20 protein-coding genes and 1 pseudogene are annotated in these 24,464 nt (G+C 42.7%); 12 read left to right on the forward strand and 9 right to left on the reverse strand.

Annotated elements, in window-relative coordinates:
* Window positions 1–31 precede the first annotated feature (31 nt).
* Window positions 32–925 (forward strand): alpha/beta fold hydrolase, encoded by an 894-nt coding sequence (locus tag EWV66_RS06400; RefSeq protein WP_072924910.1) that lies wholly within the window; start codon window positions 32–34, stop codon window positions 923–925.
* Between the two features lie 16 nt (window positions 926–941).
* On the opposite strand, the gene aroH is transcribed toward EWV66_RS06400, so the two are convergent.
* Both aroH and sppA read right to left on the reverse strand, forming a co-directional pair.
* Complete coding sequence (aroH, locus tag EWV66_RS06405; RefSeq protein ID WP_072924912.1) at window positions 942–1,343, reverse strand: chorismate mutase; 402 nt, start codon at window positions 1,341–1,343, stop codon at window positions 942–944.
* Between the two features lie 68 nt (window positions 1,344–1,411).
* Window positions 1,412–2,233 (reverse strand): signal peptide peptidase SppA, encoded by an 822-nt coding sequence (gene sppA / locus EWV66_RS06410; protein ID WP_002768456.1) that lies wholly within the window; start codon window positions 2,231–2,233, stop codon window positions 1,412–1,414.
* Window positions 2,234–2,614: 381 nt separating this feature from the next.
* On the opposite strand from sppA, the gene glnA reads away from it, so the two are divergent.
* The gene (gene glnA, locus EWV66_RS06415; protein WP_052277375.1) at window positions 2,615–4,036 is read left to right on the forward strand and encodes a type I glutamate--ammonia ligase; all 1,422 of its coding nucleotides are present in this window, start codon (window positions 2,615–2,617) and stop codon (window positions 4,034–4,036) included.
* Window positions 4,037–4,384: 348 nt separating this feature from the next.
* Window positions 4,385–4,792: a hypothetical protein gene (locus EWV66_RS06420; RefSeq protein ID WP_052277374.1), complete on the forward strand. Its 408-nt coding sequence runs from the start codon at window positions 4,385–4,387 to the stop codon at window positions 4,790–4,792.
* Window positions 4,793–4,804: 12 nt separating this feature from the next.
* Here the strand turns inward: EWV66_RS06420 and EWV66_RS06425 are convergent, their stop codons facing one another.
* From EWV66_RS06425 to petC, 4 genes are all read right to left on the reverse strand, one after another.
* Window positions 4,805–6,454: an ABC1 kinase family protein gene (locus tag EWV66_RS06425; RefSeq protein ID WP_052277373.1), complete on the reverse strand. Its 1,650-nt coding sequence runs from the start codon at window positions 6,452–6,454 to the stop codon at window positions 4,805–4,807.
* A gap of 711 nt (window positions 6,455–7,165) precedes the next feature.
* Window positions 7,166–8,227: a mannose-1-phosphate guanylyltransferase gene (locus tag EWV66_RS06430; RefSeq protein ID WP_072924916.1), complete on the reverse strand. Its 1,062-nt coding sequence runs from the start codon at window positions 8,225–8,227 to the stop codon at window positions 7,166–7,168.
* Between the two features lie 133 nt (window positions 8,228–8,360).
* The gene (gene petA, locus EWV66_RS06435; RefSeq protein WP_287107629.1) at window positions 8,361–9,347 is read right to left on the reverse strand and encodes a cytochrome f; all 987 of its coding nucleotides are present in this window, start codon (window positions 9,345–9,347) and stop codon (window positions 8,361–8,363) included.
* 43 nt (window positions 9,348–9,390) lie between these two features.
* Window positions 9,391–9,930, reverse strand: a complete 540-nt coding sequence (gene petC, locus EWV66_RS06440) for a cytochrome b6-f complex iron-sulfur subunit (RefSeq protein ID WP_002737937.1) — start codon at window positions 9,928–9,930, stop codon at window positions 9,391–9,393.
* Window positions 9,931–10,368: 438 nt separating this feature from the next.
* Here petC and EWV66_RS06445 point away from each other — a divergent pair, with 438 nt between their 5' ends.
* The 4 genes from EWV66_RS06445 to EWV66_RS06460 all read left to right on the forward strand — a co-directional run bounded on the left by EWV66_RS06445 (window position 10,369) and on the right by EWV66_RS06460 (window position 14,684).
* Complete coding sequence (locus EWV66_RS06445; RefSeq protein ID WP_287107630.1) at window positions 10,369–12,930, forward strand: N-6 DNA methylase; 2,562 nt, start codon at window positions 10,369–10,371, stop codon at window positions 12,928–12,930.
* Between the two features lie 173 nt (window positions 12,931–13,103).
* Window positions 13,104–14,057, forward strand: a complete 954-nt coding sequence (locus EWV66_RS06450; RefSeq protein ID WP_287107631.1) for a restriction endonuclease subunit S — start codon at window positions 13,104–13,106, stop codon at window positions 14,055–14,057.
* 23 nt (window positions 14,058–14,080) lie between these two features.
* Window positions 14,081–14,368, forward strand: a complete 288-nt coding sequence (locus EWV66_RS06455; RefSeq protein WP_002789522.1) for a nucleotidyltransferase family protein — start codon at window positions 14,081–14,083, stop codon at window positions 14,366–14,368.
* Window positions 14,358–14,684, forward strand: a complete 327-nt coding sequence (locus tag EWV66_RS06460; RefSeq protein WP_110545688.1) for a HepT-like ribonuclease domain-containing protein — start codon at window positions 14,358–14,360, stop codon at window positions 14,682–14,684. Before EWV66_RS06455 ends, EWV66_RS06460 begins: the two co-directional genes overlap by 11 nt.
* Window positions 14,685–14,888: 204 nt before the next feature.
* Here the strand turns inward: EWV66_RS06460 and EWV66_RS06465 are convergent, their stop codons facing one another.
* The 3 genes from EWV66_RS06465 to polA are packed head-to-tail and all read right to left on the reverse strand — an operon-like array spanning window position 14,889 to window position 18,294.
* A complete protein-coding gene (locus EWV66_RS06465; protein ID WP_002754697.1) occupies window positions 14,889–15,137 on the reverse strand; it encodes a heavy-metal-associated domain-containing protein in 249 nt (82 codons plus the stop codon).
* A gap of 36 nt (window positions 15,138–15,173) precedes the next feature.
* Window positions 15,174–15,419: an NDH complex assembly factor CRR9 gene (locus EWV66_RS06470; protein WP_002736270.1), complete on the reverse strand. Its 246-nt coding sequence runs from the start codon at window positions 15,417–15,419 to the stop codon at window positions 15,174–15,176.
* A gap of 4 nt (window positions 15,420–15,423) precedes the next feature.
* Complete coding sequence (gene polA, locus EWV66_RS06475; RefSeq protein ID WP_287107634.1) at window positions 15,424–18,294, reverse strand: DNA polymerase I; 2,871 nt, start codon at window positions 18,292–18,294, stop codon at window positions 15,424–15,426.
* 217 nt (window positions 18,295–18,511) lie between these two features.
* On the opposite strand from polA, the gene EWV66_RS06480 reads away from it, so the two are divergent.
* The 5 genes and pseudogenes from EWV66_RS06480 to EWV66_RS24355 form a co-directional block, all read left to right on the forward strand.
* Window positions 18,512–19,438: a UDP-glucuronic acid decarboxylase family protein gene (locus EWV66_RS06480; protein ID WP_287107635.1), complete on the forward strand. Its 927-nt coding sequence runs from the start codon at window positions 18,512–18,514 to the stop codon at window positions 19,436–19,438.
* 45 nt (window positions 19,439–19,483) lie between these two features.
* The gene (locus EWV66_RS06485; RefSeq protein WP_002759997.1) at window positions 19,484–20,869 is read left to right on the forward strand and encodes a UDP-glucose dehydrogenase family protein; all 1,386 of its coding nucleotides are present in this window, start codon (window positions 19,484–19,486) and stop codon (window positions 20,867–20,869) included.
* A gap of 240 nt (window positions 20,870–21,109) precedes the next feature.
* Entirely contained in the window at window positions 21,110–21,793 is a 684-nt protein-coding gene (locus EWV66_RS06490; RefSeq protein WP_002765367.1) for a Mo-dependent nitrogenase C-terminal domain-containing protein, read from the forward strand.
* 128 nt (window positions 21,794–21,921) lie between these two features.
* Window positions 21,922–23,610 carry a SulP family inorganic anion transporter gene (locus EWV66_RS06495; protein WP_052277363.1) on the forward strand — a complete coding sequence of 563 codons (1,689 nt, stop codon included), beginning with the start codon at window positions 21,922–21,924 and terminating at the stop codon, window positions 23,608–23,610.
* Between the two features lie 701 nt (window positions 23,611–24,311).
* A pseudogene (locus tag EWV66_RS24355) lies at window positions 24,312–24,464 on the forward strand (IS1634 family transposase N-terminal domain-related protein); the annotation flags it as partial.

Consider the following 24,464-nt stretch of genomic DNA (forward strand, 5'->3'; position numbering starts at 1 on the left):
ATTTACCTATCACTTAATAAAACTTCATACAATGGCACGACAATCTCCGCTCACTGGGACTAGCTTAGAACAATTGTCTTGGACATGGCAAGGTCACACCATCCCCTACACTGTGGGGGGAGAAGGACAACCCCTAGTATTAATTCACGGTTTTGGGGCATCTATCGGTCATTGGCGCAAAAATATCCCCGTTTTAGCGGAAAATGGCTATCAAGTCTATGCGCTAGATCTTTTGGGATTTGGGGGTGCGGATAAGCCCGCTTTAGATTATAGTCTCAACCTTTGGCTGCGGCAAATACAAGACTTTTGGCGGGAAAAAATGGCCAAACCGACGGTATTTATCGGTAATTCCATCGGAGGACTGATTACCTTAATGCTGATGGCAGAATCTCCCGAAATCACTGCCGGAGGAGTAATTATCAACTGTGCCGGCGGATTAAACCATCGTCCCGAAGAATTAAATTTCCCTTTGCGTTTAATCATGGCTGCCTTTACCGGTTTAGTTAGTTCTCCCGTGACAGGAAAGTTTATTTTTGAACAGGTAAGGCAGAAAAATCGCATCCGTAACACCTTAAAACAGGTTTATCGGGATCATACTGCGATTACCGAGGAATTAGTCGAAATTCTCTATCAACCCTCCTGTGATGCGGGTGCGTGGGGAGTGTTCGCATCGGTGTTGACGGCACCCCCCGGACCTTCTCCCCAGGAATTATTACCGCAAATCGATCGCCCTTTATTGGTACTCTGGGGAGAGGATGACCCTTGGACACCGATCGCCGGTTCGGTAATTTACCAAGAAAGAGCTAAAATGGGAAATAATACCCAATTTTATCCGATTGCCAAAGCTGGTCACTGTCCCCACGATGAACATCCCGAAAAAGTTAATCAATTAATTTTGAGTTGGCTGTCGGAAATGAGGATTTAGTCAGTTATCGAAGATTTTAGCGATTAATAGTTACTGGAGAAATCTGCCAATCGGGGCGAAGATTTTTCGCCCCTTGCAGATAGACGTGCTGCATTTCCCCTTGTAGTTTGGGAGTATTAACGTGGAGAATTACGCGAATACACTTGTCCAGACTACCAGCGACGTGCATCTGTTGCACATCGAGGAGGGGGACATTTTGCCAATGGGGACGTTCGCGAGCGATAGCGGCGGGGAAAATCGCGTCTAAATCCTGAGTTGCCGTAAAGATAACACTAACAATATCATCGGGATCGAGACTATTGTGGATTTCGATCGCTTCGAGGAGTTCTGTTACTGCTTCTCGTATAGCTTCAATAGTATTAGCCGTTACTGTCGTTGCTCCCCGAATGGCTCGAACCTTCCACTGCACGATTGTCATCCTCCGCTAATCCTGATGAGTCAATTTTAGGGGTTAACGCGCCCTTTTTCTCGACTTTAATCTGGCCATCAGGGTCGGTATAACCACAATAGTTGTCCGTTAACTTCCAATTCAAATTCTAGGCGCTGTAGGGTTTTTTGTAATCCTAGGGGTATTGGGGAACGATTGCCCGTCAGACGACTGAGGAGGGGTTTCGGTTCTTCGATAGTCTGACATTTAGTTTTATCTGGGGGTAATCCTGCCAATTCTAGCGCCCAAAGTCGGGCATCTTCCTCGGTTCCCAAGCGATCAACCACTCCTAATTCTAACGCCTGTTGGCCGGTAAAAATGCGCCCATCGGCAAAACTTTTCACCTGATTGACATCTAAATTTCTCGCTCCGGCGACGGTTTGCAGAAATTGCTGATAACTGGTATCGATCATATCCTGAAGAATTCTTTCTTCCTCATCAGTTAATTCTCGATCGAAGGAGAGAATATCTTTATAGGGGCCCGATTTAATCACTTTAAACGAAACTCCCACCTTATCCAACAATCTTTCCAGATTGTTCCCTCTGAGGATAACACCGATCGAGCCAGTAATCGTGCCGGGGTTAGCCATAATATAATTAGCTCCCATACCGATATAAACGCCGCCAGAGGCGGAAATATTGCCAAAACTAGCGATTATTTTCGTGTTTTTTTGTAACCGCTTCAATGCTTCATAAATTTCTTGGGAATCCCCCACGGTTCCCCCGGGGGAGTCAATGCGGAGAAGTAGGGCGGGATATTGCCTTTCTTTGACGATTTCTAGGGCTTTTAAGACTCTTTTGCGGGTATCGGAGGCAATTGCACCTGTAATTTCTATTCGAGCGATTTGTTTGTGGGTTTTCGGTTTAAAAGGCCAGACCATCAGGTTTAAATATCTCTAAAAAAAGGACTCTTTCTAATCTAACGCTTTGATCGTTCCGGGTTAAGCAGACGTTATATTTCAGAATTTAAGGACAAAATGTCTGGTTAAGTGTTTGACATCCTCACGGCCAGGGCCGGACGGTGATGACTGGCAGCTCGAACAAGATTTATTCAGCAGACCCTAAGTAGGGCAAGGGGCAGTAGAAGCTGATAGGCAAATCGCCATTCGGAGCAATTACCGACCTGAACAAGGAAATTACAGATTTTTTCAAGCTAGGATCAAAGATTTTGTATCGAAAAATACAAAACTGGTCAAAGTGACTGTTTAGGATGGATTTTTTGAGAAGCTTAAGAACCGATTCATACGTCAAAGGAGTTTTCCATGCCCGAAACGCCACAAGAAGTCTTGAAAATGATTCAGGACAACAATATTAAGATTATCGACCTGAAATTTATTGATATGCCAGGTATCTGGCAACATTGCTCGTTCTACTACGATCAAATCGATGAAAGCTCTTTCAGCGATGGTGTTGCCTTCGATGGTTCCAGTATTCGCGGTTGGAAAGCAATTAACGAATCCGATATGGCCATGGTTCCCGATCCTACCACTGCTTGGATCGATCCCTTCTACAAGGAACCTACCCTAAGCATGATCTGTAGCATCAAAGAACCGAGAACTGGTGAATGGTATAGCCGCGATCCTCGCTCTATTGCTCAGAAAGCGATCGATTATCTTAGCAGTACCGGTTTAGGTGATACCGTATATTTTGGACCGGAAGCGGAATTTTTCCTCTTTGATAGCGCTCGTTTCGACCAAACCGCCAACGCAGGCTATTACTATATGGATAGTGTCGAAGGTCGTTGGAATAGCGGTAAGGACGAAAAAGAGGGAAATCTTGCCTATAAACCCGCCTACAAACAGGGTTATTTCCCCGTTAGTCCCACCGACACCTCTCAAGATATTCGCACGGAAATGCTCTTAACCATGGCCGACTGCGGAGTTCCCATCGAAAAACATCACCATGAAGTCGCTACTGGTGGTCAAAACGAGTTAGGGATTAAATTCTCTACCCTAGTACGGGCCGCTGACTACTTGATGACCTACAAATACTGCATTAAGAACGTGGCGAAGAAATACGGTAAAACCGTCACCTTTATGCCTAAACCCATCTTTGGTGATAACGGTTCCGGGATGCACGTTCACCAGTCTATCTGGAAAGATGGTCAACCCCTGTTCGCTGGGGATAAATACGCCGGACTTAGCCAAATGGCACTGCACTACATCGGTGGTTTGCTTAGACACGCTCCCGCACTCTTAGCTTTAACTAACCCCACCACCAACTCTTACAAGCGTCTCGTCCCCGGTTTTGAGGCCCCTGTAAACCTGGCTTACTCCCAAGGTAATCGCTCCGCTTCGATTCGGATTCCTTTATCGGGAAGCAACCCAAAAGCTAAACGTTTAGAATTCCGTTGTCCTGACGCGACTTCTAACCCCTACCTCGCTTTTGCAGCTATGCTCTGTGCGGGTATCGATGGAATTAAAAATCAAATCGAACCAGGGGAACCTCTCGATGTGGATATCTACGAACTCAGCCCCGAAGAATTGTCAAAAATACCCTCTACCCCTGGTTCTCTAGAAGCAGCTCTGGAAAGTCTCGAAAAAGATCACGCTTTCTTGACCGATTCTGGTGTCTTTACCGAAGACTTTATCCAAAACTGGATCACCTACAAACTCGATAACGAAGTTAACCCGATGCGCTTACGTCCTCACCCCTACGAGTTCTCTCTCTACTACGATGTCTAAGGTTTGATTGATTAATTATTAATCCTAGGGTAGGCTTTTGTCTGCCCTTTTTTCCGCATCAGCAAGTCAGTCCCGATGAAAAAATTTTCACCACCGCAGATGAAAGAGGTTTCCTTCCCCACACCCTGCCACCACCGAAAAACTTTTTGCCGCAAACCCTAGTATAATCCCTTGCTGCCAATTAAGTAGGGAGGCACAATTATTTGTAGGATGGGTTAGCGGTAGCGTAACCCATGCGGGCGTTGGGTTTCATGCTTCAACCCAACCTCCGTTCATCTTATATTTAATTCCACCCACCCACTTAGCATAAAATACGATTAATTGACTGGTATTTTGGGGCGATAGTTTATGGAACGCGGGTTATTGTGGACACCTTTATTAATTCTATTTATTTGGTTGGCTTGGAGTGGTTGGAATGAATACCAAAAAGTGGAAATCTATCGACAATGGGCGGAAAACTTCGAGCGAGCTAAGTATGATATATATTCTGTCTTAGGTCAAAAAGATAAAATTATCACTTGGGGAAAGCCAACTCGTAAGGGAGTGATTAATTTACAAACTTTTTCCCTAGAGGAGGTCAAAGAAATCCGTCTGTTAGTTAATAATCAAGTGGTGGATTTAGATGCTCTTCCCCCGCAGGGTTCCCCTTGCCTAGAATTTATCTTTAAGGAGCGATCGCCTGAAAGAATTCCCTTTACTGAAGTTGAATTAGCCAGTCGGTGGGCGAAATTTTTACAACAACAAATCTTAATTTAATGGCGATAATTTCTAGCGCAATCTTCCTGATCGCAGGATACCGACAACTAACCATAAACCGATAAAACTAGCTGTAGCAAATAATACGGTACTAATAATAGTTAATTGCCGAGATTGGGTGCTGGCCGTAACAATAGCAGCCCCGATAATTAAGGAACCAATAATCACACTAAAAGCTAGTCGATTGGCGGAATTATCTAAACTGCGACGGAGATTATCTAAGTCGCGAATTTTCAGATTAACATTTAAAGTTTCCGAGGTTAAACCATCTAGTAAAACTTCGATTTGACGGGGAGATTTCAGGGAAAAAGATTTCAAGTCTAAAACTGTTCTTAGGGCAGTTTGTAGGGGAGTGCTACCGATTAACTGTTGTTCAAGAATATTAGTTAATAGCGGTTTGACTTCCTCCAGGATATTAATATCAGGATTAAATTTTCGGGCAGTTCCTTCTAGATTAGCGAGACTTTTGGCAAATAAACCTAAATTACCCGGAAGTTTAATTCTATTGCGACGGGCAATTTGCAAAAGTTCATAAACCACCTCACTAAAGTTAATTTGATTTAAATTGAGGTTATAATATTTTCGCAACATCCGCTCATAATCCACCTCTAATTGTACTAAAGTAATCGGCACGACTGACTCGGATAGTTTAATAGTTAGTTGACTGCATCTTTTGGCATCTAAGTCAACAATTGCCAATAACAATTCTGTTAAAATTTGTTGAGTTTGCGGGTCTAATCTGCCCACCATACCACAGTCAATTAAAGCCACTCTACCATCATCAAGATAGAAAATATTACCCGGGTGAGGATCGGCATGAAAGAAGCCATCAATATAAATTTGTTGAAAAAATGACCGAAACAAAATCCTAGTTATTTCGCTTTTTCTTTGGGAAATTGCTTGCTCAGTTGGCGGTCTAGAAACATCAGCCTCTAAAATTTGTTTTCCTTCTAACCATTCTAACACTAATAGCTTGGAATTAGTTAAGTGCCAATAAATTTTAGGAATAACTAACTGCTTGGGTTCTGACCACCGACTCTGGGTTAAATTATAGCGTAATTGGTCAGTATAATGACCTTCTTGGGTGAAATCTAATTCCGCATTGACTGCTTTAATAAACTCCTCTGCTAAGTTAACAACGTCATAACTTTGACCAAATTCTGTTAGGGCAACTAAATCAGCAATTCCCTTAATTAAGGCACTATCTTGGGCGACAATTTTTTCGATTCCAGGACGCAAGACTTTAATCGCTACTTCCTCCCCAGATAATAAAGTTGCCCGATGAATTTGCCCGATTGATCCTGCGGCGATCGGTTGGGGATTAATATACTTAAATACCTCTTCGATCGGTTTGGCTAACTGTTCGGTGATGACTATTTCTATATCCGTCCAAGCAACGGGAGGAACTTGCGCTTGTAGGGCAGTTAAAGCCTCGATATAATTAGCAGGTAGCAGATCGGGACGGGTACTAAGTAACTGTCCCAATTTGACATAAAAAGGCCCCAATTCCACGAGGATTTTTTTGAGAACTTCTGGGGTAGGAATCTGGGGATTTTCTGTTTTTCCTAGGGTTAAAACCCCGCGCATATAGTCCCAACCGTTGCCGAGAACTATCTCAAGGATTTCTTTTTGTCTTTGACTGGTTTGGGGGAGTGAGAACACAGTATTATCAGTTATCAGTTATCAGTTATCAGTTATCAGTTATCAGTTATCAGTTATCAGTTATCAGTTATCAGTTTATCAGTGGGTAAGTTAGGTACTTATCGATGGGTGCATCCCACATTTGCAGGAACACCGATAATCAGCAATTATCAGTGACTTTTAAATTATTACAGATATATCAGCAGCTGCCTGTAAGCATCCCACCGAAAAACTAATGCGCGGGGGGTTTGGGGGCGGCGCCACGCCCCCAACGGGGGGTTTGGGGGGTAGAACCCCCCAAAAGCTTGGATTGAGCGATAAAACCGAAAGTAACGCCCGATTTTAGTAGGAAGTTTCCCTTAAAAAATCCCAACTTAGTAGATTTACAAAAATGAGATGTACCCCTTTCAGTTATCAGTTATCAGTTATCAGTGATCAGATTTGAGTTTTAAGTGAGCAGTATTAAATAGAAGTTTCCTACTGTCTTTTCACTGGTTACTGGTTACTGTTTACTGATCACTGATTACTGAAAAAAAGGCTTTTAGACTTTTTTTTCCTCAAAAAGTGCTGACCATTGGAGTGATCGGGGGTAAAATTCCTGGACTTTTTCCCTGAAAATTAGGTAACTGACTACCTCAAAATCGGTAAAACCCTACACCCCACACCCCACACCCCACACCCTGCCCCCACGAAAACCTTTTTCAGCAAACCCTACTTAGGTACTTATCGATCCTATAACAATTTCTCTAATTTGGGATCGGTTTGTAATTGTTTGAGAACCTGTTTAATATCTTGGGTACGATCTTTGTGGACAACGAGAGTCGCTTTACCGTCGCGAACAATTACCAGATCTTTTAAACCAATAGTAACGATCACTTCTTCCCGATCACTAGCATAGATAATAGCCCCTTCCGTGTCCAAACCGACATGATTGGCCAGTTCAATATTTTTGCCCTTTGCTTCCAGTAATCTTTCCAGAGAATTCCAATCTCCCAGATCATCCCAACCGAAATTAGCGGGTAAAACGTAAGCGAGTTGGGTTTTTTCCATCAAAGCATAATCAATACTTTTTTTCTCTAAATCCTCATAGGCAGCGATGCCCCGATCGCTCAGAGGTTGTAAAATATTATTAGCGTGGGTTTTTAGCTCCTCTAAAACCACTTGTCCCTGAAAGATAAACATTCCGCTATTCCAGCTAAAAAGTCCCGTTTCTAGGAATTTTTCGGCCGTGCTGCGATCAGGTTTTTCCGTAAAACGACTCACTTTATACACGGGTAAACCATTAAATTCGCCCTGATTTTCTCCCTGTTCGATATAACCGTAACCGGTGGAGGGATAATCGGGTTTAATCCCTAAAGTAACGATCGCTTTTTGGCTGACGGCCACTTCTACGGCCGCTTTTAAAGTGTTAATATAAGCCTCTTGATTACCAATATAATGATCGGCAGGAAAAAAACCGATCGCCACTTCCTTACCATAACGTTTTGCCACTTCTAAGGTAGCCCAAGTCACAGCCGGGGCTGTATCCTTGCCCACCGGTTCCACTAATAGGTTACTCTCCGGTAAATCGGGCAGTTGTTCGCGGACACCATCAGCGATCGCACTAGCGGTAATTACCCAGAGATTTTCCCAACCTGCCCCTAAAGATAATAGACGATCGGCTGTTGCTTGTAAAAGACTGCGACCACTACCATCAAGACAGAGAAACTGTTTCGGACGCGCTAGACGACTGAGGGGCCAAAAACGTTCCCCTTTACCACCGGCGAGAATGACTGGAACAAGCGACTGATTCATAAAAAATTGACACTTATCGGTTAAGTTGAACCGATTGTATCAGACGGCAGCGAGCGGTGAGCATTTTCCTGACTCAAAGCTAAAAAGCGGGCAAATAACCCGCTTTCTAGCAAAAATAACCGAAATATTGCGATTAGAAATTCATTTCGGCCGCTTGTACTGTTTCCACTTGTTTTTTCTTAATAACTAAGAGGATTTGGCATAACATAATGCCACCGAGGAATAAAACTAATCCTTTGATCCGGCCGGGATTTTGTAGGACAACTTCCGTCTCTTTTTGACCAAAACCGCCAACATTGGGGTTACTGGTTAAAAATTGTCCCACTTCGATCACTTGACCTTCCGAGACGATTAACTCAGGACCTGCGGGAATATTTTCCACCACGGGGCCAGCTTCAGAAGTGATGGTGACTTCATAACCACCGGCTTCGGTTTTGCTGATCTGGCTAATTGTACCTGCGGTAGAAGCTTTGAAAGCGTTATTATTGCTGGGTTCACCGGTGGGGTACACTTGACCGCGACCACGATTGGCCCCTAAATGCACAGCATATTTACCGAAGTGAATACCTTTATTTTGGCTAGGATCGGGGGCCAGGACGGGGAAAACGATTTCTTTGTATTGATCACCGGGTAAGGGGCCGACGATAACCACGTTATCTTGACCTTCTTTGTAGGATTGGAAATAGACTCCACCGAGTTTTTCCTGCATTTCTTCGGGAATGCGATCGGGGGGTGCGATTTTAAAACCATCCGGTAGCATTAAGACTGCACCGACGTTTAAACCCCCCTTCGATCCGTCTCCTAACACCTGTTGACTGGTGGGATCGTAGGGGATTTTTACCACTGCTTCAAAGACGCTATCGGGTAATACCGAGTGGGGGATTTCAATTTCGGCGGGTTTTTGGGCTAAATGGCAGTTCGCGCAGACAATCCGACCGGTCGCTTCTCTGGGGGTTTCCGGGGCGGTTTGTTGCGCCCAAAAAGGATATGCTTGGGCAGATTGGGGGTTAATGACATCGCTGGTTAGGAGTAGGGAAACGGTAGCGATCGCCACGAGGACAGCTTTCACTAGGGCTTGTCTGTGGACTTGCGGGAAACTTAAAAAGTTGAATGTTCTCATCTCTATCGGTTGAATAATTCCAAATCTCGTCACATTGAATAATCTAGGACCACCAGGGTTCTTCACCAGTGCGGAAGTCGGTTTCCGTCCAAGTGGAGAAGACGACTTTATCATTATCGGTGACGTTGGCATGGGCGAGGGCTAAGGATAGAGGCGCTGGACCGCGAACTACTTTTCCTTCGGCATTGTACTGGGAACCGTGGCAAGGACACATGAATTTTTCTTCACTGGCATTCCAAGGCACCACACAACCTAAGTGGGTGCAGACGGCGTTAATTCCATAGTTGGCCAGGGTTTTGTCTTCTTGGACGACTAAATAGGTGGGGTCGCCTTTTAAACCTTGGGCTAAGGTGCGATCGCCAGGGTTATGGCTTCCCAGAAATTGACTGACAATCACATCATTGCCTAGGGCATCTTTAGCGGTGACACCGCCCCCCGTACCACCGGCCGAGGGGGGAATAAAATACTTAACAATCGGATACAAAGCACCCGCCGCTACTCCGGTAATTGTACCAAAGGTCAACAGGTTCATAAATTGACGACGACCCAAATCGGGAACATCTGTACCGGAAACTTGACTCATTGCTCCTTATCTCCAAATGTAAATTTTTGTAAACTAATTCTCATCTAAGGGCGATTTTGTGCATCTCGATCAAGACGAAAACCCAGAGCTTAAAGAAGGTTTACAAGGGCTGTATTAGATTATTACAGATATTGAGTCACGGACAATTGCCACAGCAAAGCTGCCCCAAATGCGATCGCTGTTTGCTCGCTTTTGCCGAGATGAGAAACCGCAAACATCGAAAGAATCTTAAAAAATTCGATCCAATGGAAAAGTTAAGTCCCCATATACCTTTAACTTAAGTTAATAGCCAAGAATACAATGATTTCAAGTCATGCCTACCGGCTTGTACAGGGAAAATTCTCGCATCAGTAGATTACTTAACTCAATTTGTCAAGGCTGGGATTTCTTTCAAGGCTCGGTATAAAAATCTTTATTTATCTCTATCATCTTTAACCTATGAAATTAGCTGATATTCTCAAAGACTCAAGTTATAAGTTGTCCCAGTTTACGCCAGCAGAAATTGAGCAATTAGAGCAGACAATTACGCTTAAAAAGACGAAAAATGGGGAAGCTCCCTATACAATTTGCTTAGTACGGAAAAAAGAGATTAAACTTACCCCAGAAGAAGCGATTAGACAATTATATTTAAGGGTTTTAGGCGATCGCTTACATTATCCTCTCAGTCGCATTCAGGTGGAGTATGGGGTGAATTTTGGTAGAGAGGTAAAACGAGCAGATATTGCGGTGATGGACAAAGATCGCCTGAACACAGTTTATATTTTAGTAGAGGTAAAAAAACCCAAGCTCAAGGAAGGAAAAGCACAACTACGTTCCTATTGTAACGGCACAGGTTCGCCGATGGCTGTCTGGACGAATGGCGATCAGATTTCCTATTATCAACGCAAAGATCCCAATTATTTTGAAGATATTCCAGATATCCCTAACTCTAATCAAACCCTAGCAGATATTCTCCAGATTAAGTTCACTTTAGATGATTTAATCGCCAATGATAAGTTAGTCAAAGAAAATAAATCTCTGAAAACGCTAATCGAAGAAATGGAAGATGAGGTATTAGCAAATGCGGGGGTAGATGTCTTTGAGGAATTATTTAAACTGATTTTTGCCAAGCTCTATGATGAATGGTATTCTGGACAGGGTAATCGACGTTCTACTCGTTCTCTGGAGTTTCGTAATACAGGACAAACAGAAAGCGCATTAAAAACGAAAATTCAGGATCTTTTTGACAAAGCTAAGAAAAAATGGCCAGGGGTATTTAGTGAGGATGCTAAGATTAGTCTGACACCTTCTCACTTATCGGTTTGTGTGTCATCCTTAGAGAATGTGAAGCTATTTAACTCTAATTTAGATGTAATTGATGAAGCATTTGAGTATTTAATCAATCAAAGCAGTAAAGGGGAAAAAGGACAGTTTTTCACCCCTCGTTATGTGATTGATCTGTGTGTGAAGATGCTTAACCCCCAAGAAGATGAATATATGATTGATACCGCAGCTGGTTCATCGGGTTTTCCAGTACATACAATCTTTCATGTTTGGCGGCAGATTCTAGAGGATGAGGGATTAGAAGCAAGTCATTTATTTTCATTGGAAGAAAAGCCACCCCGTTGTAAGGAATATGTGGAAGAAAAGGTGTTTGCTATTGATTTTGATGAAAAAGCGGTGAGAGTAGCACGAACCCTCAATCTGATTGCTGGAGATGGACAGACAAATGTACTACATTTAAACACCCTAGATTATGAATTATGGGATGAGGTGACGCAACAGGAAGAATGGGATGATGTTTATCATGAAGGTTTCAGACGCTTGAAAAAACTCCGTCCAAAGGGAAGTCCAGACTATAGAGAGTTTCAATTCGATATTTTGATGGCAAATCCACCTTTTGCGGGTGACATCAAAGAACCGCGCATGATTGCTCGTTATGACTTAGCAAAAAAGCCTAACGGTAAATGGGAAACTAAGGTAGGACGCGATATTTTATTTATTGAGCGCAATCTAGACTTTTTGAAACCGGGGGGAAGAATGGCGATAGTTTTACCCCAAGGACGCTTTAATAATTCCTCTGATAAGAATATTCGGGATTTTATTGCCGAAAGATGTCGAATTTTAGCAGTGGTGGGATTACATGGTAATACTTTTAAACCCCATACAGGAACAAAAACCTCGGTGTTATTGGTGCAAAAATGGAATGATGATCCCCAAATAGGCGCACTTTGTCCTCGTCAGGATGATTATAATATCTTTTTTGCGACGATGCAGAAGTCAGGCAAGGATAATTCTGGAGAAAAAGTTTATGTTAAAGTGTCTGATGATTCGGGGGATTTTCTCTTAGATAAACATAATCATTGGATTGTGGATCATGATCTTTTTAATCATGATGGATTAACGGAAGATGGTATCGCTGAGGCCTTTATTGAGTTTGCTAAAAAGGAGAATTTAAGTTTTTTTGAGATCCCCCCGGCTAACGCCACCCCCCTTAATAAGGGGGACAGGGGGGGAGCTTTTGATGCGGTTAAATATCAGCAGTTAATGGATAGGTTGGAAGCAACAGAAATTTCATTTATTCAGGTACTTGAGCATAATATTAATTTTCGATTTGATAGTGAGTTTTTTAAAAGAAAATACTTTCAGATTGAGGACAAAATTAATGAATTACCCCAATCTATGAGACTGAGTGAAACACAACCTATAATTATTCATCCAACAGAAATTAAGCGAGAGTATGTAGAAGATGATTTATCAGGAGTCTTGTTTTTTAGAACTCAAAACTTACGTCCGTTAAGAGTCGATTTATCGAATCAGGTATATATATCTCTAGAAGATGCGGAAAAATTATCTAAGAATGAAATAAAAAAAAATGATATTCTGATCACAAGAACTGGTGCAAATTTTGGAGATACTTTAATTTTTAATGAGGAAATACAAGCGATTGCATCATCTCACGTTTTGATCTTAAGAAACAAGGCTCTTCGGTTTGTGTTATGCAATGGACGGGGGTTATAAGGGATGGAACCCTTATATAGAAAGGGATTTAGCGATTTTTGTCAATTGTTTTTTATCTAGAGCGAACTAATCAATTAAGCAAGTAACGAAGAGCCAGAAACAAAATAATTAACCAGTCATTTCTAGCAGTTTTTCTAAATACTATTTATGGAAAAGAGCAAATTAACAAGGGGATGTATGGAGGCGTACAGCCTGAAGTAGCACCTTACTACTTAAAAAATATTCTTTTTCCCGTTCTGTCTGATTACTTTCAGAAAATAATAGAACGGTTAGTCAATCAATCATCTATAGAAGTGAAAAAAAGTAAAATAATCTACCAACAAGCTGAAGATTTACTATTAACAGAACTTGGTTTAAAAGATTGGCAACCCACCGAAGAAAGCATCGCAGTTAAAAGTTTTTCTGAGTCTTTTTTGTCTTCTGGACGCTTGGATGCTGAGTATTATCAACCGAAATATGATGAAATTGATAATTATTTTAAGGATTTCAAATTGATAAAAATTCGTGATTTAATTAATTACCCTGTTTCTAGTGGTGCAACTCCTAAAGCGGGTGGTGATGATTATACAGATGAAGATGATGGTATTCCTTTTATAAGAGCAGTTGATCTTAAAGATGGAGAAGTTGACACAAATAACTTTATTTTTATTAAAAGATATGTTCATGATCTCACCTTGAAAAAAACAAAAGTCAAGAAAAATGATGTACTTTTTTCAATTGCTGGTACGGTAGGAAGATGTGCTATTTTTGATCATGATTTTGAAGCCAATATTAATCAAGCTGTTTCTATTTTAAGGTTTGACGAAGCTCAAGTTAAAAGACTCTATTTAATTGTCTTTTTTAACTCTGAAATAGGCAAAATGTACATTTCCAAGTATGCTCGTCAGGGTTTGCAAACCAATCTAAACTTGAATGAAGTATCTGACCTTAGAATTCCTATATTAGATTATAATCTTCAAGGAGAAATCAGTAAAAAAGTACAAGATAGCTTTGATATTAAAGCAAAATCCAAACAACTCTTAGAAATTGCTAAAATAGGAGTAGAAAAAGCGATAGAAACCGATGAAGAAACGGCAACCGCTTGGATAAACCAAAAACTAGAAAGCTTGGGAGTAAAACTAATCTGATGAACACAAAAATAAATCTACCAATGGAACAAATTAAAGGATTTTGTCAAAAGTGGCAAGTCACCGAATTGGCATTATTTGGTTCAGTTTTACGCGAAGATTTCCGTTCAGATAGCGATATTGATATTTTAATTACCTTTTCCCCAACTGCTAAACGAGGTTTAACCGAAACCCTACAAATGCGCGATGAACTGCAAGCAATTTTTGATCGAAAAGTAGATTTAATTGTGAAAGCAGCACTCAAACGGAGTGATAACTGGCTAAGATGTAAAAACATTTTAGAATCAGCACAGATTATATATGCTTCGTGATCAAGAATCTCTAATCGACATTGTAAATTCTATTAGACGTATTTTGCGCTATACCGATGGTATCGGTAAATCAGAATTGGAAACCAATGATGAAAAATTGTCTGCCATCCTCTACCAAATTACCATTATTGGTGAAGCGACTAAACGTCTTTCTGTAATCTTCCGTCAACAACATCCAGAAATTCCTTGGCGAGAAATGGCTGGAATGCGAGATGTCATTGTTCATAAATACGATCAGCTTGATTTGGATGTGGTATGGGACATAGTTGAAAATAAATTAACAGAACTTTTGAAAGCGATCGCACCTTTACTCTAAGAGTGCTTTAAAAGCAAAAATTCAAACAACTCTTAGAAATTGCTAAAATAGGAGTAGAAAAAGCAATAGAAACCGAGGAAGAAACGGCAACCGCTTGGATAAACCAACAACTAGAAAGCTTGGGATTCAAACTAATCTGATCAACACAAAAATAGAACTACCCTGGATTTTTACAGAGGTCTATTTTTAACGGGGGAGAGGATGTCAACCCTCACTCCCAGACTCAACAGTATGGCCGACTTCGCTGATCCATTGGGCAATTTCTGCGCGGGATGCGGTGGTTTCTACCGTGACGATTTTATTGGCTACATCCACCGATATTTGGGCTGCTGGTTGCTGATTATTAATCGCTTTAGTAATGGTATTAGCGCAACCTTCACAGGCAATACTAGGCACTTTTAGGGTAATTGTCATTGTTGTAACTCCAGTAACTTTATAGCTAAAAACTAGCATAAATTGTCAGGGGTAGCTGATTTTTTAAGAGTTTATTTACCATTTCAGCACTGCCGCTTCGATCCCCTGTTCCCGACGCAGTTTACTATCTTTTTCTAGCCATTGAATGACCTGTTTATGGGTTAGCTCTTCTAGGGTTACTCCCGTATCTTCGGCGATTATTTTTAGTAAGCGTAGGGAAGAAATTGTTAAACGAGTCAGGAATTTTTCGGGAGAAGTCAAGAGGGCAGCGTCCACATCTGCGGATTCTTCTGGGGTTAAAAATTGTCTGTTTTCGATCATAGTTTTATTTGGTTTCCATCCAATTGTCACCGGCTTTTATTTCTACCAAGAGAGGGACTGTCAAGGAGACAGCTTCTTCCATAGTCGTCTTGATTTTTGACTCTAGGGATGGCCATTCTTCCCTCGGTACTTCCAAGACTAATTCATCATGGACTTGCAGCAGTAATCTCGCTCGATAATTTTGCAGTACCTCGGCCAATTTTACCATCGCTACTTTAATAATATCAGCACTGGAACCCTGAATGGGCGCATTAGCAGCCGATCTTAATAATTGTGCCTCCTCGTTGTTGAGTTTGAGGCTATCTAAATCGATGTCATGTAAGGACAGTCCTCGCAGTCTTTTTAAGAGAGGATTATCGAAGTTAAAATAACGTCTTCTACCCAAAATAGTTTCCACATATCCCTGAGCAATTGCTTGTTTTTTGCTATTCTCTAAATACTCAAATACTTGGGCATAACGTTGATGATATTTTTCAATAAATTTTCTGCCCTGTTCTACGGTTAATTTCGATTCACGGGCGAATTTTTGCGCTCCCATGCCGTAAATAACTCCGAAGTTAATGGTTTTCCCTAAACTGCGTTCTTCTGGGGTAATTTCCCCTTTATCAAAGAGCAATTGAGCGGTGACTTTATGAACATCTTGATTACTACGATAGGCTTCTAATAAAACTGGTTCTTGACTGAGATGAGCGAGAATTCTTAACTCGATTTGTGAGTAGTCCGCTGATACTAATAAGTAACCATCTTCGGGAATAAAAGCTTGACGAATTCGCCGGGAAAATTCACTGCGAATGGGGATATTTTGTAGGTTAGGATTGGAAGATGATAAGCGTCCGGTGCTGGTGATGGTTTGATTAAAATCTGTATGTAATCGTGCGGTTTTTGGTTCGGCTAATTTCGGTAAAGCATCCACATAGGTGGATTTTAATTTGGATAAGGTGCGATGTTCAAGGATATAATCAATTAGGGGATGATCTCCTTGTAGTTTCTCTAAAACACTTTGATCGGTAGAGTAACCTGTTTTAGTTTTTCTGGATTTTTTGCGATTGAGTTCTAGTCGATCAAAGAGGATTTCACTTAACTGTTTAGGAGAGCCAAGATTAAAAGTTTCTCCGATGGATTCATAGGCTTTTTTTTCTATGTCTGCTAAGTCTCTTTCTAGTTGCTGGGACAAGTTTTTTAGATAATTGACATTAATTTTTATACCATAATTTTCCATCTGCCACAGCACCATGACGAGGGGAGATTCTACTTCTGAGAATAATTGATATAAAGAGGGAATTTTAGTTAATTCTGCCTGTAATTTTTCTCGAAGTAAATAGGTAGCGTAGGCATCTAATCCACAGTAGTTGGCAGTGGTGGAGATATCTAAATCAGCGATGGTTTTTCCCCCAGGAATACCGAGACTTTTATAACTAAGGGAAGTGATACCGTCCAAATAGCGATCGCATAAATCTTCGAGATTATGAGTTAGTTCGGGATGGAGGACATAACTAGCCACCATAGTATCAAAAACTAGACCTTTAACGGTAATTCCTTGATGATAAAAAACATCAATATCAAATTTCGCATTCTGGAAGACTTTCGGATAATTATCACCAGCTAAAATTGGGCGTAATTTTTCGAGGACTATCTCTAGATTTAAATTATCACCGTTCTGGTGGCCGATAGGAATATAGGCCAGAGAATTTAATTCTTTTCCCCAACAGCAACCGATGCCGACTAATTTGGCTACACGAGGATTTAAATCCGTAGTTTCGGTGTCCCAAGCGACGGGAAATTGCCGATTAGTAAAAGTTGTTAATTTGGCCAGTAGAGCATCTAACTTAGGAATAGTATCAATAATGTCGGGAGTAATTAGAACCGGTGGAGAAATAGGGGGTAAATCAAACAGAGACAATTGATTAGAATCAGCATCGCTAGTTAATTCTAGGGTAGGAGTGCCACCTAGCTGCTGTTGAATTTGATCGAGTTTCTGGAGAATTTTCTTTAACTCCAATCTTTCCAATAAAGGTTTAACTAAACGCCGATCAAAACCTCGGAGACGAAATTTCTCTTCATCGAGGCTAACGGGGGCATCAAGGGCAATTTTGGCTAAATAGCGAGAACTTTCGGCGGCGGTTTTACCCTCTAATAATTTAGTTTTTACCATTCCCTTGATCGATTCCAGATTGGTATATATGTCCTCTAAGTTATTGTATTTTTTTAATAAATCTATTGCTGTTTTTTCGCCAATTCCGCGCACCCCGGGGATATTATCAGACTTATCACCGCAAAGAGCCTTAAAATCTACTACCTGTTTTGGTGTCACCCCTAACTTTTCCGTGACAGCTTGGGAATTAAATTCTGTATAACCCTGTCCCGATGTACTTTTGACTGCATTAATATCCAGATAGAGAACCGTGGTTTTTTTCTCCTCATCTACCAATTGAAATAAATCTCGATCGCCTGTTAAAATCTTGACTGTATAACCATTATCGCCAGCCTGTTTTGCCAAAGTTCCTAAAACATCATCTGCTTCGTAACCCGGGGAAGTCACAATAGGAATATTCATCGCTGCCAAGAGACTTTGCAGATTAGTTAAATCGGGGGGAAATTCTTCGGGAGTTTCTTGCCGATTAGCCTTATAATTGACATCAGCTTCGTGGCGAAAAGAAGGAACTGCTAAATCAAAAGCGACCGCTAAATAAGTGGGTTTTTGAGTTTCTAGTAACTGCATCAGAGAGTTTAAAAACCCAAAACAAACACTGGTGGGAATGCCGGTAGAAGTACGGAGAGGGCCAGAACGAGACTTAGCAAAGGCATAATAGGCACGAAAAGCCAAAGAATGCCCATCAATCAGGATAAATAGCTTATTTTGCTCGGCACTGGTCATAATCTAGCCTCAAATTTGCGTGTTATTTCCATTTTAAGGATTACCGAGCCATTATTCAGCCATTAGCCTGGCATCGGCGATCGCTGATAACTGATAACTGATAACTGATAACTGATAACTGATAACTGATACTTAACACCTCCTCAAAAAAATATTTGCCAAAAAGCCAGCGTAAGGGTATTTTAAGAATAATTTTATATGTTTACTTGTCGATTACATGAGAATCCTAGTTACAGGCGGTGCGGGTTTTATCGGTTCCCATCTAATCGATCGCTTGATGGAACAGGGTCATGAAGTGGTCTGTCTGGATAACTTCTACACAGGGACGCGCAGAAATATCGTTAAATGGCTAGGAAATCCTTATTTTGAGCTAATTCGTCACGATATCACCGAGCCGATCCGTCTAGAAGTCGATCAGATTTATCACCTGGCCTGTCCCGCTTCCCCAATTCACTATCAATATAACCCCGTAAAAACGATTAAAACCAATGTTTTAGGGACTATGTATATGCTAGGCCTAGCTAAAAGGGTAAAAGCGCGATTTTTGCTCGCTTCTACCTCAGAAGTCTATGGCGATCCCGATGTGCATCCGCAAACGGAAGAATATCGAGGTAATGTCAACTGCATCGGACCGCGTTCCTGTTATGACGAAGGTAAACGGGTAGCGGAAACCCTGGCTTTTGAGTATTATCGGGAGCATAAAGTCGATATCCGGGTGGCCCGGATTTTCAACACCTACGGCCCGCGAATGCTAGAAAACGATGGTCGAGTGGTGAGTAATTTCGTCGTGCAAGCTTTGCGCGGTGAACCCCTGACGGTTTATGGTCAAGGTTCCCAAACCCGCAGTTTTTGCTATGTTTCTGACCTGGTGGAAGGGTTAATGCGTTTGATGAATGGGGACTTTATCGGGCCGGTTAATCTCGGCAATCCCGACGAATACACAATTCTGGAATTAGCGCAAGTGATCCAAGGCATGATTAATCCCGAGGCCGAATTGGTCTATCAACCACTGCCGGAAGATGATCCCAAGCAACGACAACCGGATATCACTCGTGCTAAAACTTATCTGGATTGGAGTCCAACTATTCCTCTAAGTCAGGGTTTAAAAATGACGATCGAGGATTTCCGTTCTCGTCTAAGCTAATCCCTAATCAATAAATTTAACCTAATTGTCACTGGAGTGATTATCATGCGTGTTTGTGTTATCGGAACGGGTTATGTGGGTTTAGTCACTGGGGTTTGCCTAGCACATATCGGCCATCATGTTATCTGTATTGACAACAATGAAGAAAAAGTCAAATTGATGAAATCGGGACAATCCCCCATCTATGAACCGGGGTTATCGGAATTAATGCAGTCTTCGGCAGCCTCCGGCAATCTGGAATTCTCCGCGGATCTAGAAGCGGGAGTTAAACACGGCGAAATCCTCTTTATCGCTGTTGGTACACCAGCACTACCCACTGGAGAAAGTGACACCCGTTATGTGGAAGCGGTGGCCCGGGGTATTGGGGCCCATCTCAACGGTGGTTATAAAGTAATCGTCAATAAATCTACCGTTCCCATCGGTTCCGGGGATTGGGTACGGATGATCGTCCTCGATGGAGTGGCCGAGAGACAAAAAAATCTCGTGGCCGCTGGTGGCGGTATTAGTACACTAGAACGCATCGAAGCGGAATTCGATGTGGTTAGCAATCCCGAATTTTTACGGGAAGGTTCGGCAGTTTATGATACTTTTAACCCCGATCGCATTGTTTTAGGCAGTAATAACCCGAAAGCCATTGAAATGATGAAGGAATTGTACGCGCCTTTGGTTAAACGCCAATTCGCTGAGGATACCTCCTTGCCTCCCGTTCCCGTAGTCGTTACGGATCTCAGTTCGGCGGAAATGATTAAATACGCCGCTAATGCCTTCCTAGCCACCAAAATTAGCTTTATTAACGAAGTAGCTAACATCTGCGATCGCGTGGGAGCCGATGTCACCCAAGTGGCTAAAGGTATCGGTTTAGATTCCCGTATCGGCAGCAAATTCCTCTCGGCCGGGATCGGTTGGGGGGGTTCCTGTTTCCCCAAAGATGTGTCAGCTTTGGTGCATACCGCAGAAGACTACGGTTACGAAACGGAATTACTCAACGCCGCTATCAATGTTAACAAACGTCAACGGACAATCGCGATCGAAAAACTGCAACAGGAATTAAAAATCCTCAAGGGTAAAACCGTCGGTTTGTTGGGATTAACTTTTAAACCCGATACCGATGATATGCGCGATGCTCCGGCTTTAACCATGATTGAACAGTTAAATCGTTTAGGTGCTAAGGTAAAAGCCTATGATCCGATCGTTTCCCAAAGTGGTTTAAGTCACGGTCTAAGCGGTGTGATTATCGAATCGGATCCGGAAAGATTGGCTGATGGTTGTGACGCTTTGGTGGTGGTGACGGAATGGCAAGAATTCCTCCGTCTTGACTACGGCAAAATGGCTAAAACCATGCGCGAACCCGTGTTGATTGATGGTCGCAATTTCCTCGATCCTGCTGTGGTGACAGCAGCCGGTTTCCGTTACCTCGGGATTGGACGTTAATCCCAGAAATCCGCCTTTTCAGCAGGACTGACGCGGGTGGGGAAGGAGCAAAAAGCACCAACCCTTACCCCTGCTCCTAGGGGCGAAAATTGCCCGATTATGCCAGATGAAAAACGAAAACTTCCTAGCTGACCATAAGGATAGTTGCAATGGTTACATGATGTGAACGGGGGCCACTAGAATCCGGGGGCGATGGGTAGAATTAAATTGAGAAACTAGAAATCAGTTTTAGCAATACCTATGGTTAGCTCTGTTCAATACCGCTACACTAACGAACAAGTTAGGGACTGGTTACGGGGATTACTGACAATTGCTTGGTGTGATGGGGATTATAGCACCAGCGAACAGGAATCGATCGCCCGTTTCGCTCACGAATTAGAATTAGATGACGACCACGTTCTCTATCAATCGATTAGTCCCGAAGAATTGGCCGCAAGTTTCGGTCATGACCCCAAAATATCAGAAAACTTCCTCCGCACGGCGGTCATGGTAGCAATCGCCGATGGCATTTATTCCCCCGCAGAAGCGGCATTACTGCATAGTTATCGGGATGCTTTCGGGTTAGAAATCGAGGCCCTGTCAGCTTTAGAACATACTATCTGTGAAATTCCCGAAATTACCACGGAAGCGCAGAAATCCGAGTTTATCAGTGCCGAACATCCCCACCCAGATCTGCTGCATCCCCTCAAAGATTGGTTAGATGGGGTAGAAATGCACGATCCGCGCTTGGCCCGGTTTATCTGCAAAATGGTTCCGCCTCAATGTCCTTTTGAACGCGATATCGTGCTGTTTGGTCATAAGTTAGTCCATATTCCGCCTCTGTGCAAGTTAAATCCTCTCTACGAACAATTAGTCGGTTTACGCTTCCGCGCCCTATCATACTTAGCCGATGATTGTCAAGAGGATATTTCCGAGTATATTTAGCCAATTTAACTAAAATTGCGGTTAACATGGTATAAATATCCTGCTGACAGAAAATGTCTCAGCCTCAAGGCTTTTCCTAGCTAATTCTTCCGTTAAGATTAGGTTAAGTCGCCGTTGACAGAGAAAATATGAGTAAAAACTCCCGACGAGTCGATTTTTCTGATTTACCGGGGCCAAAAAACCTGCGCTCCTATCAATGGCAGTGGCTGGGCCGAGATATCCTCGCCGGTGTCACCGTGGCAGCCTACGCTATTCCCCAGTGTATGGCCTACGGCGATCTGGCCGGGGTCGAGCCGGTGGTGGGATTGTGGACTCTCGTGCCAGCGGCCTTAGTTTATGCCCTTTTCGGCTCCTCACCGCAACTGTCCCTCGGACCAGAATCGACCACAGCAGTGATGACGGCGGCAGCGATCGCACCTCTGGTGAGCCTTCAAGGGGAAAATTACGGCAGTTTAGCGGCTTTTTTAGCATTAATGGTCGGTTTAATCTGTTTTGTCGCTTATATCGCCCGCTTGGGATTTCTAGCTAATTTACTCTCCAAACCGATCCTGATCGGTTATATGGCGGGAGTGGCGGTGATCATGATTGCGGGACAACTGGGTAAAATTAGTGGTTTGTCAATCCGTGAAAATACGGTTTTTAAAGAAATTTTCGCTTTTTTCTGGGGAATAAACCAATGGCACTGGCCAACCCTTAGCCTAGCTCTATTGCTGCTACTATTTCTATTTATCATCCAAAAATATTTTCCTAAAGCACCAGGTCCCTTGCTGGCAGTTTTACTGGGAACCCTCGCCGTCGCTACCCTCCATCTTGATGGAGAAGGGGTGGCAGTAGTGGGTAAAATTAGCAATACTTTGCCCAATTTTGGCTTACCAACCCTAGATTTTTCCCAATTACTACCCCTAGGAACCGCAGCCGTCGGCATTGCCCTGGTGGGCTATTCCGATAACGTCTTGACCGCCAGAGCCTTCGCCGCACGTCATAACCAAGAAATCGATGCCAATCAAGAATTTTTAGCCCTGGGACTGGGGAATCTGGCGGCGGGTTTTTGTCAGGGATTTCCCATCAGCAGCAGCGCCAGTCGCACCGCGGTGGGCGATTCGGTGGGTAGTAAAAGTCAGATTTACTCCCTGGTGGTGGCAGTGGTGGTGGTGGCGGTCATTTTCTCCCTCGGTCCGCTACTGGCACTCTTTCCCAAGGCCGCTTTGGGTGCGCTGGTGATTTATGCGGCCTGTAAACTGGTGGATATTGCTGGCGCTAAACGACTAAAAAGCTTTCGCAATAGTGAGTTTAATCTCGCTGTCCTGACTATGGTGGGGGTGCTAACCACGGGGATTTTAAGCGGGGTTGCCATCGCCATCGGTCTCTCGGTTATCGATTTATTGGCCCGCATTACTCGGCCTGATGATGCGGTCTTGGGTACGGTTCCGGGGGTGATGGGTTTACACGCACTCCAGGATTGGCCGGAAGCGCAAACAATACCAGGGTTAGTTATCTATCGTTACGATGCCCCCTTATTTTTTGCTAATGCGGCCGACTTTAAACGTCGCGCTCTCAGTGCCATTGCCCGGGAGACAAAACCAGTAGAATGGTTTGTCTTGAATACGGAGGCGATCGGGGAATTGGATAGTACAGCCGTGGAGATTCTTGAGGAACTAGCGGCAGAATTATCAAGACAGGGTATAGTTTTTGCCCTCGCTAGGGTTAAACACGATCTGTACTTACAATTGCAACGTTCTCGCTTGTTAGATAAAATTAGCCAGGAGAGAATTTACTATACTTTGCCGGCGGCGATCGAAGCTTTTCAACATCGTTAACTGATAGTTAGGGGTCGAGAAGGTCGTCGCCGACCTCCCCTCCCATAGAGAACCTACCCGTCCATAGTTTTCGGACTTTATTGAAATTAGGTGATAGAGTTTTCTAAGTTGGGCTTCCGTCGGTTGCATTTAGTCATTATCGGCTTGATTTTAGATTATTGTTCATTTTTAGCATCATTAACTGAAAGTCACTTACCTAACCTATTTAGGGTTTGCGGCAAAAAGTTTTTCGTGAGGGTAGGGGGGTGTGGGGTTTTACCCATTTTCAAGTGGTCAATTACCTAAGTTTCAGGGAAAAAGTGCCTAATTCTCCCCCCCGATCCCTCCAAAGGCTGCCACTTTTTGATTTTAAAAAAGTAGAATGTAGGGTGCGTTAGACGGCGACAATCTTTGCTTAAACTTGAATCTAACAATCCGTCGTAACGCACCTATCTATCTATCATTAATTTATTTGGTGCGTTACGCTATCAAATGGCGCACCCTACTACTACTAAATCTGGTTATTAAAAACTGATTATTTATTCACCCTTTTGCCTTTTGCCTGTCCTAATATCTGAACTTCCCCCATACATATATACCATAATAGCCGAAAACCCTTATCCATCAATGGATGCACCCCCTTAACTTTTCTTAATGTACCCATGTAATTTGTAACATTTCTTAATGAACAAGAATTCTCTCCATTTGCTAAAATGATAGCCATGTATATAGAAAAAGTTCCTAACCGTAATTCCCCCCCCCGCTGTTCTTCTTCGGGAGTCCTACCGAGAAGGAGATCAAGTCAAAAAAAGAACCCTGGCCAATCTCTCAAAATTACCCGATGATATTATCGACAATCTGAAACTGGCTCTTAA

Origin of the sequence: Microcystis sp. M_OC_Ca_00000000_C217Col (genome assembly GCF_007095585.1) — a bacterium.
In the GTDB taxonomy this organism is placed as follows: domain Bacteria; phylum Cyanobacteriota; class Cyanobacteriia; order Cyanobacteriales; family Microcystaceae; genus Microcystis; species Microcystis panniformis.

Bases quoted from the DNA above. Each gene is read 5' to 3' on its own strand.
- EWV66_RS06400 (WP_072924910.1), top strand. From the start codon at position 32: ATGGCACGACAATCTCCGCTCACTGGGACTAGCTTAGAACAATTGTCT.
- aroH (WP_072924912.1), bottom strand. From the start codon at position 1,343: ATGACAATCGTGCAGTGGAAGGTTCGAGCCATTCGGGGAGCAACGACA.
- sppA (WP_002768456.1), bottom strand. From the start codon at position 2,233: ATGGTCTGGCCTTTTAAACCGAAAACCCACAAACAAATCGCTCGAATA.
- glnA (WP_052277375.1), top strand. From the start codon at position 2,615: ATGCCCGAAACGCCACAAGAAGTCTTGAAAATGATTCAGGACAACAAT.
- EWV66_RS06420 (WP_052277374.1), top strand. From the start codon at position 4,385: ATGGAACGCGGGTTATTGTGGACACCTTTATTAATTCTATTTATTTGG.
- EWV66_RS06430 (WP_072924916.1), bottom strand. From the start codon at position 8,227: ATGAATCAGTCGCTTGTTCCAGTCATTCTCGCCGGTGGTAAAGGGGAA.
- petA (WP_287107629.1), bottom strand. From the start codon at position 9,347: ATGAGAACATTCAACTTTTTAAGTTTCCCGCAAGTCCACAGACAAGCC.
- petC (WP_002737937.1), bottom strand. From the start codon at position 9,930: ATGAGTCAAGTTTCCGGTACAGATGTTCCCGATTTGGGTCGTCGTCAA.
- EWV66_RS06445 (WP_287107630.1), top strand. From the start codon at position 10,369: ATGAAATTAGCTGATATTCTCAAAGACTCAAGTTATAAGTTGTCCCAG.
- EWV66_RS06450 (WP_287107631.1), top strand. From the start codon at position 13,104: ATGTATGGAGGCGTACAGCCTGAAGTAGCACCTTACTACTTAAAAAAT.
- EWV66_RS06455 (WP_002789522.1), top strand. From the start codon at position 14,081: ATGGAACAAATTAAAGGATTTTGTCAAAAGTGGCAAGTCACCGAATTG.
- EWV66_RS06460 (WP_110545688.1), top strand. From the start codon at position 14,358: ATGCTTCGTGATCAAGAATCTCTAATCGACATTGTAAATTCTATTAGA.
- EWV66_RS06465 (WP_002754697.1), bottom strand. From the start codon at position 15,137: ATGCTAGTTTTTAGCTATAAAGTTACTGGAGTTACAACAATGACAATT.
- EWV66_RS06470 (WP_002736270.1), bottom strand. From the start codon at position 15,419: ATGATCGAAAACAGACAATTTTTAACCCCAGAAGAATCCGCAGATGTG.
- polA (WP_287107634.1), bottom strand. From the start codon at position 18,294: ATGACCAGTGCCGAGCAAAATAAGCTATTTATCCTGATTGATGGGCAT.
- EWV66_RS06480 (WP_287107635.1), top strand. From the start codon at position 18,512: ATGAGAATCCTAGTTACAGGCGGTGCGGGTTTTATCGGTTCCCATCTA.
- EWV66_RS06485 (WP_002759997.1), top strand. From the start codon at position 19,484: ATGCGTGTTTGTGTTATCGGAACGGGTTATGTGGGTTTAGTCACTGGG.
- EWV66_RS06490 (WP_002765367.1), top strand. From the start codon at position 21,110: ATGGTTAGCTCTGTTCAATACCGCTACACTAACGAACAAGTTAGGGAC.
- EWV66_RS06495 (WP_052277363.1), top strand. From the start codon at position 21,922: ATGAGTAAAAACTCCCGACGAGTCGATTTTTCTGATTTACCGGGGCCA.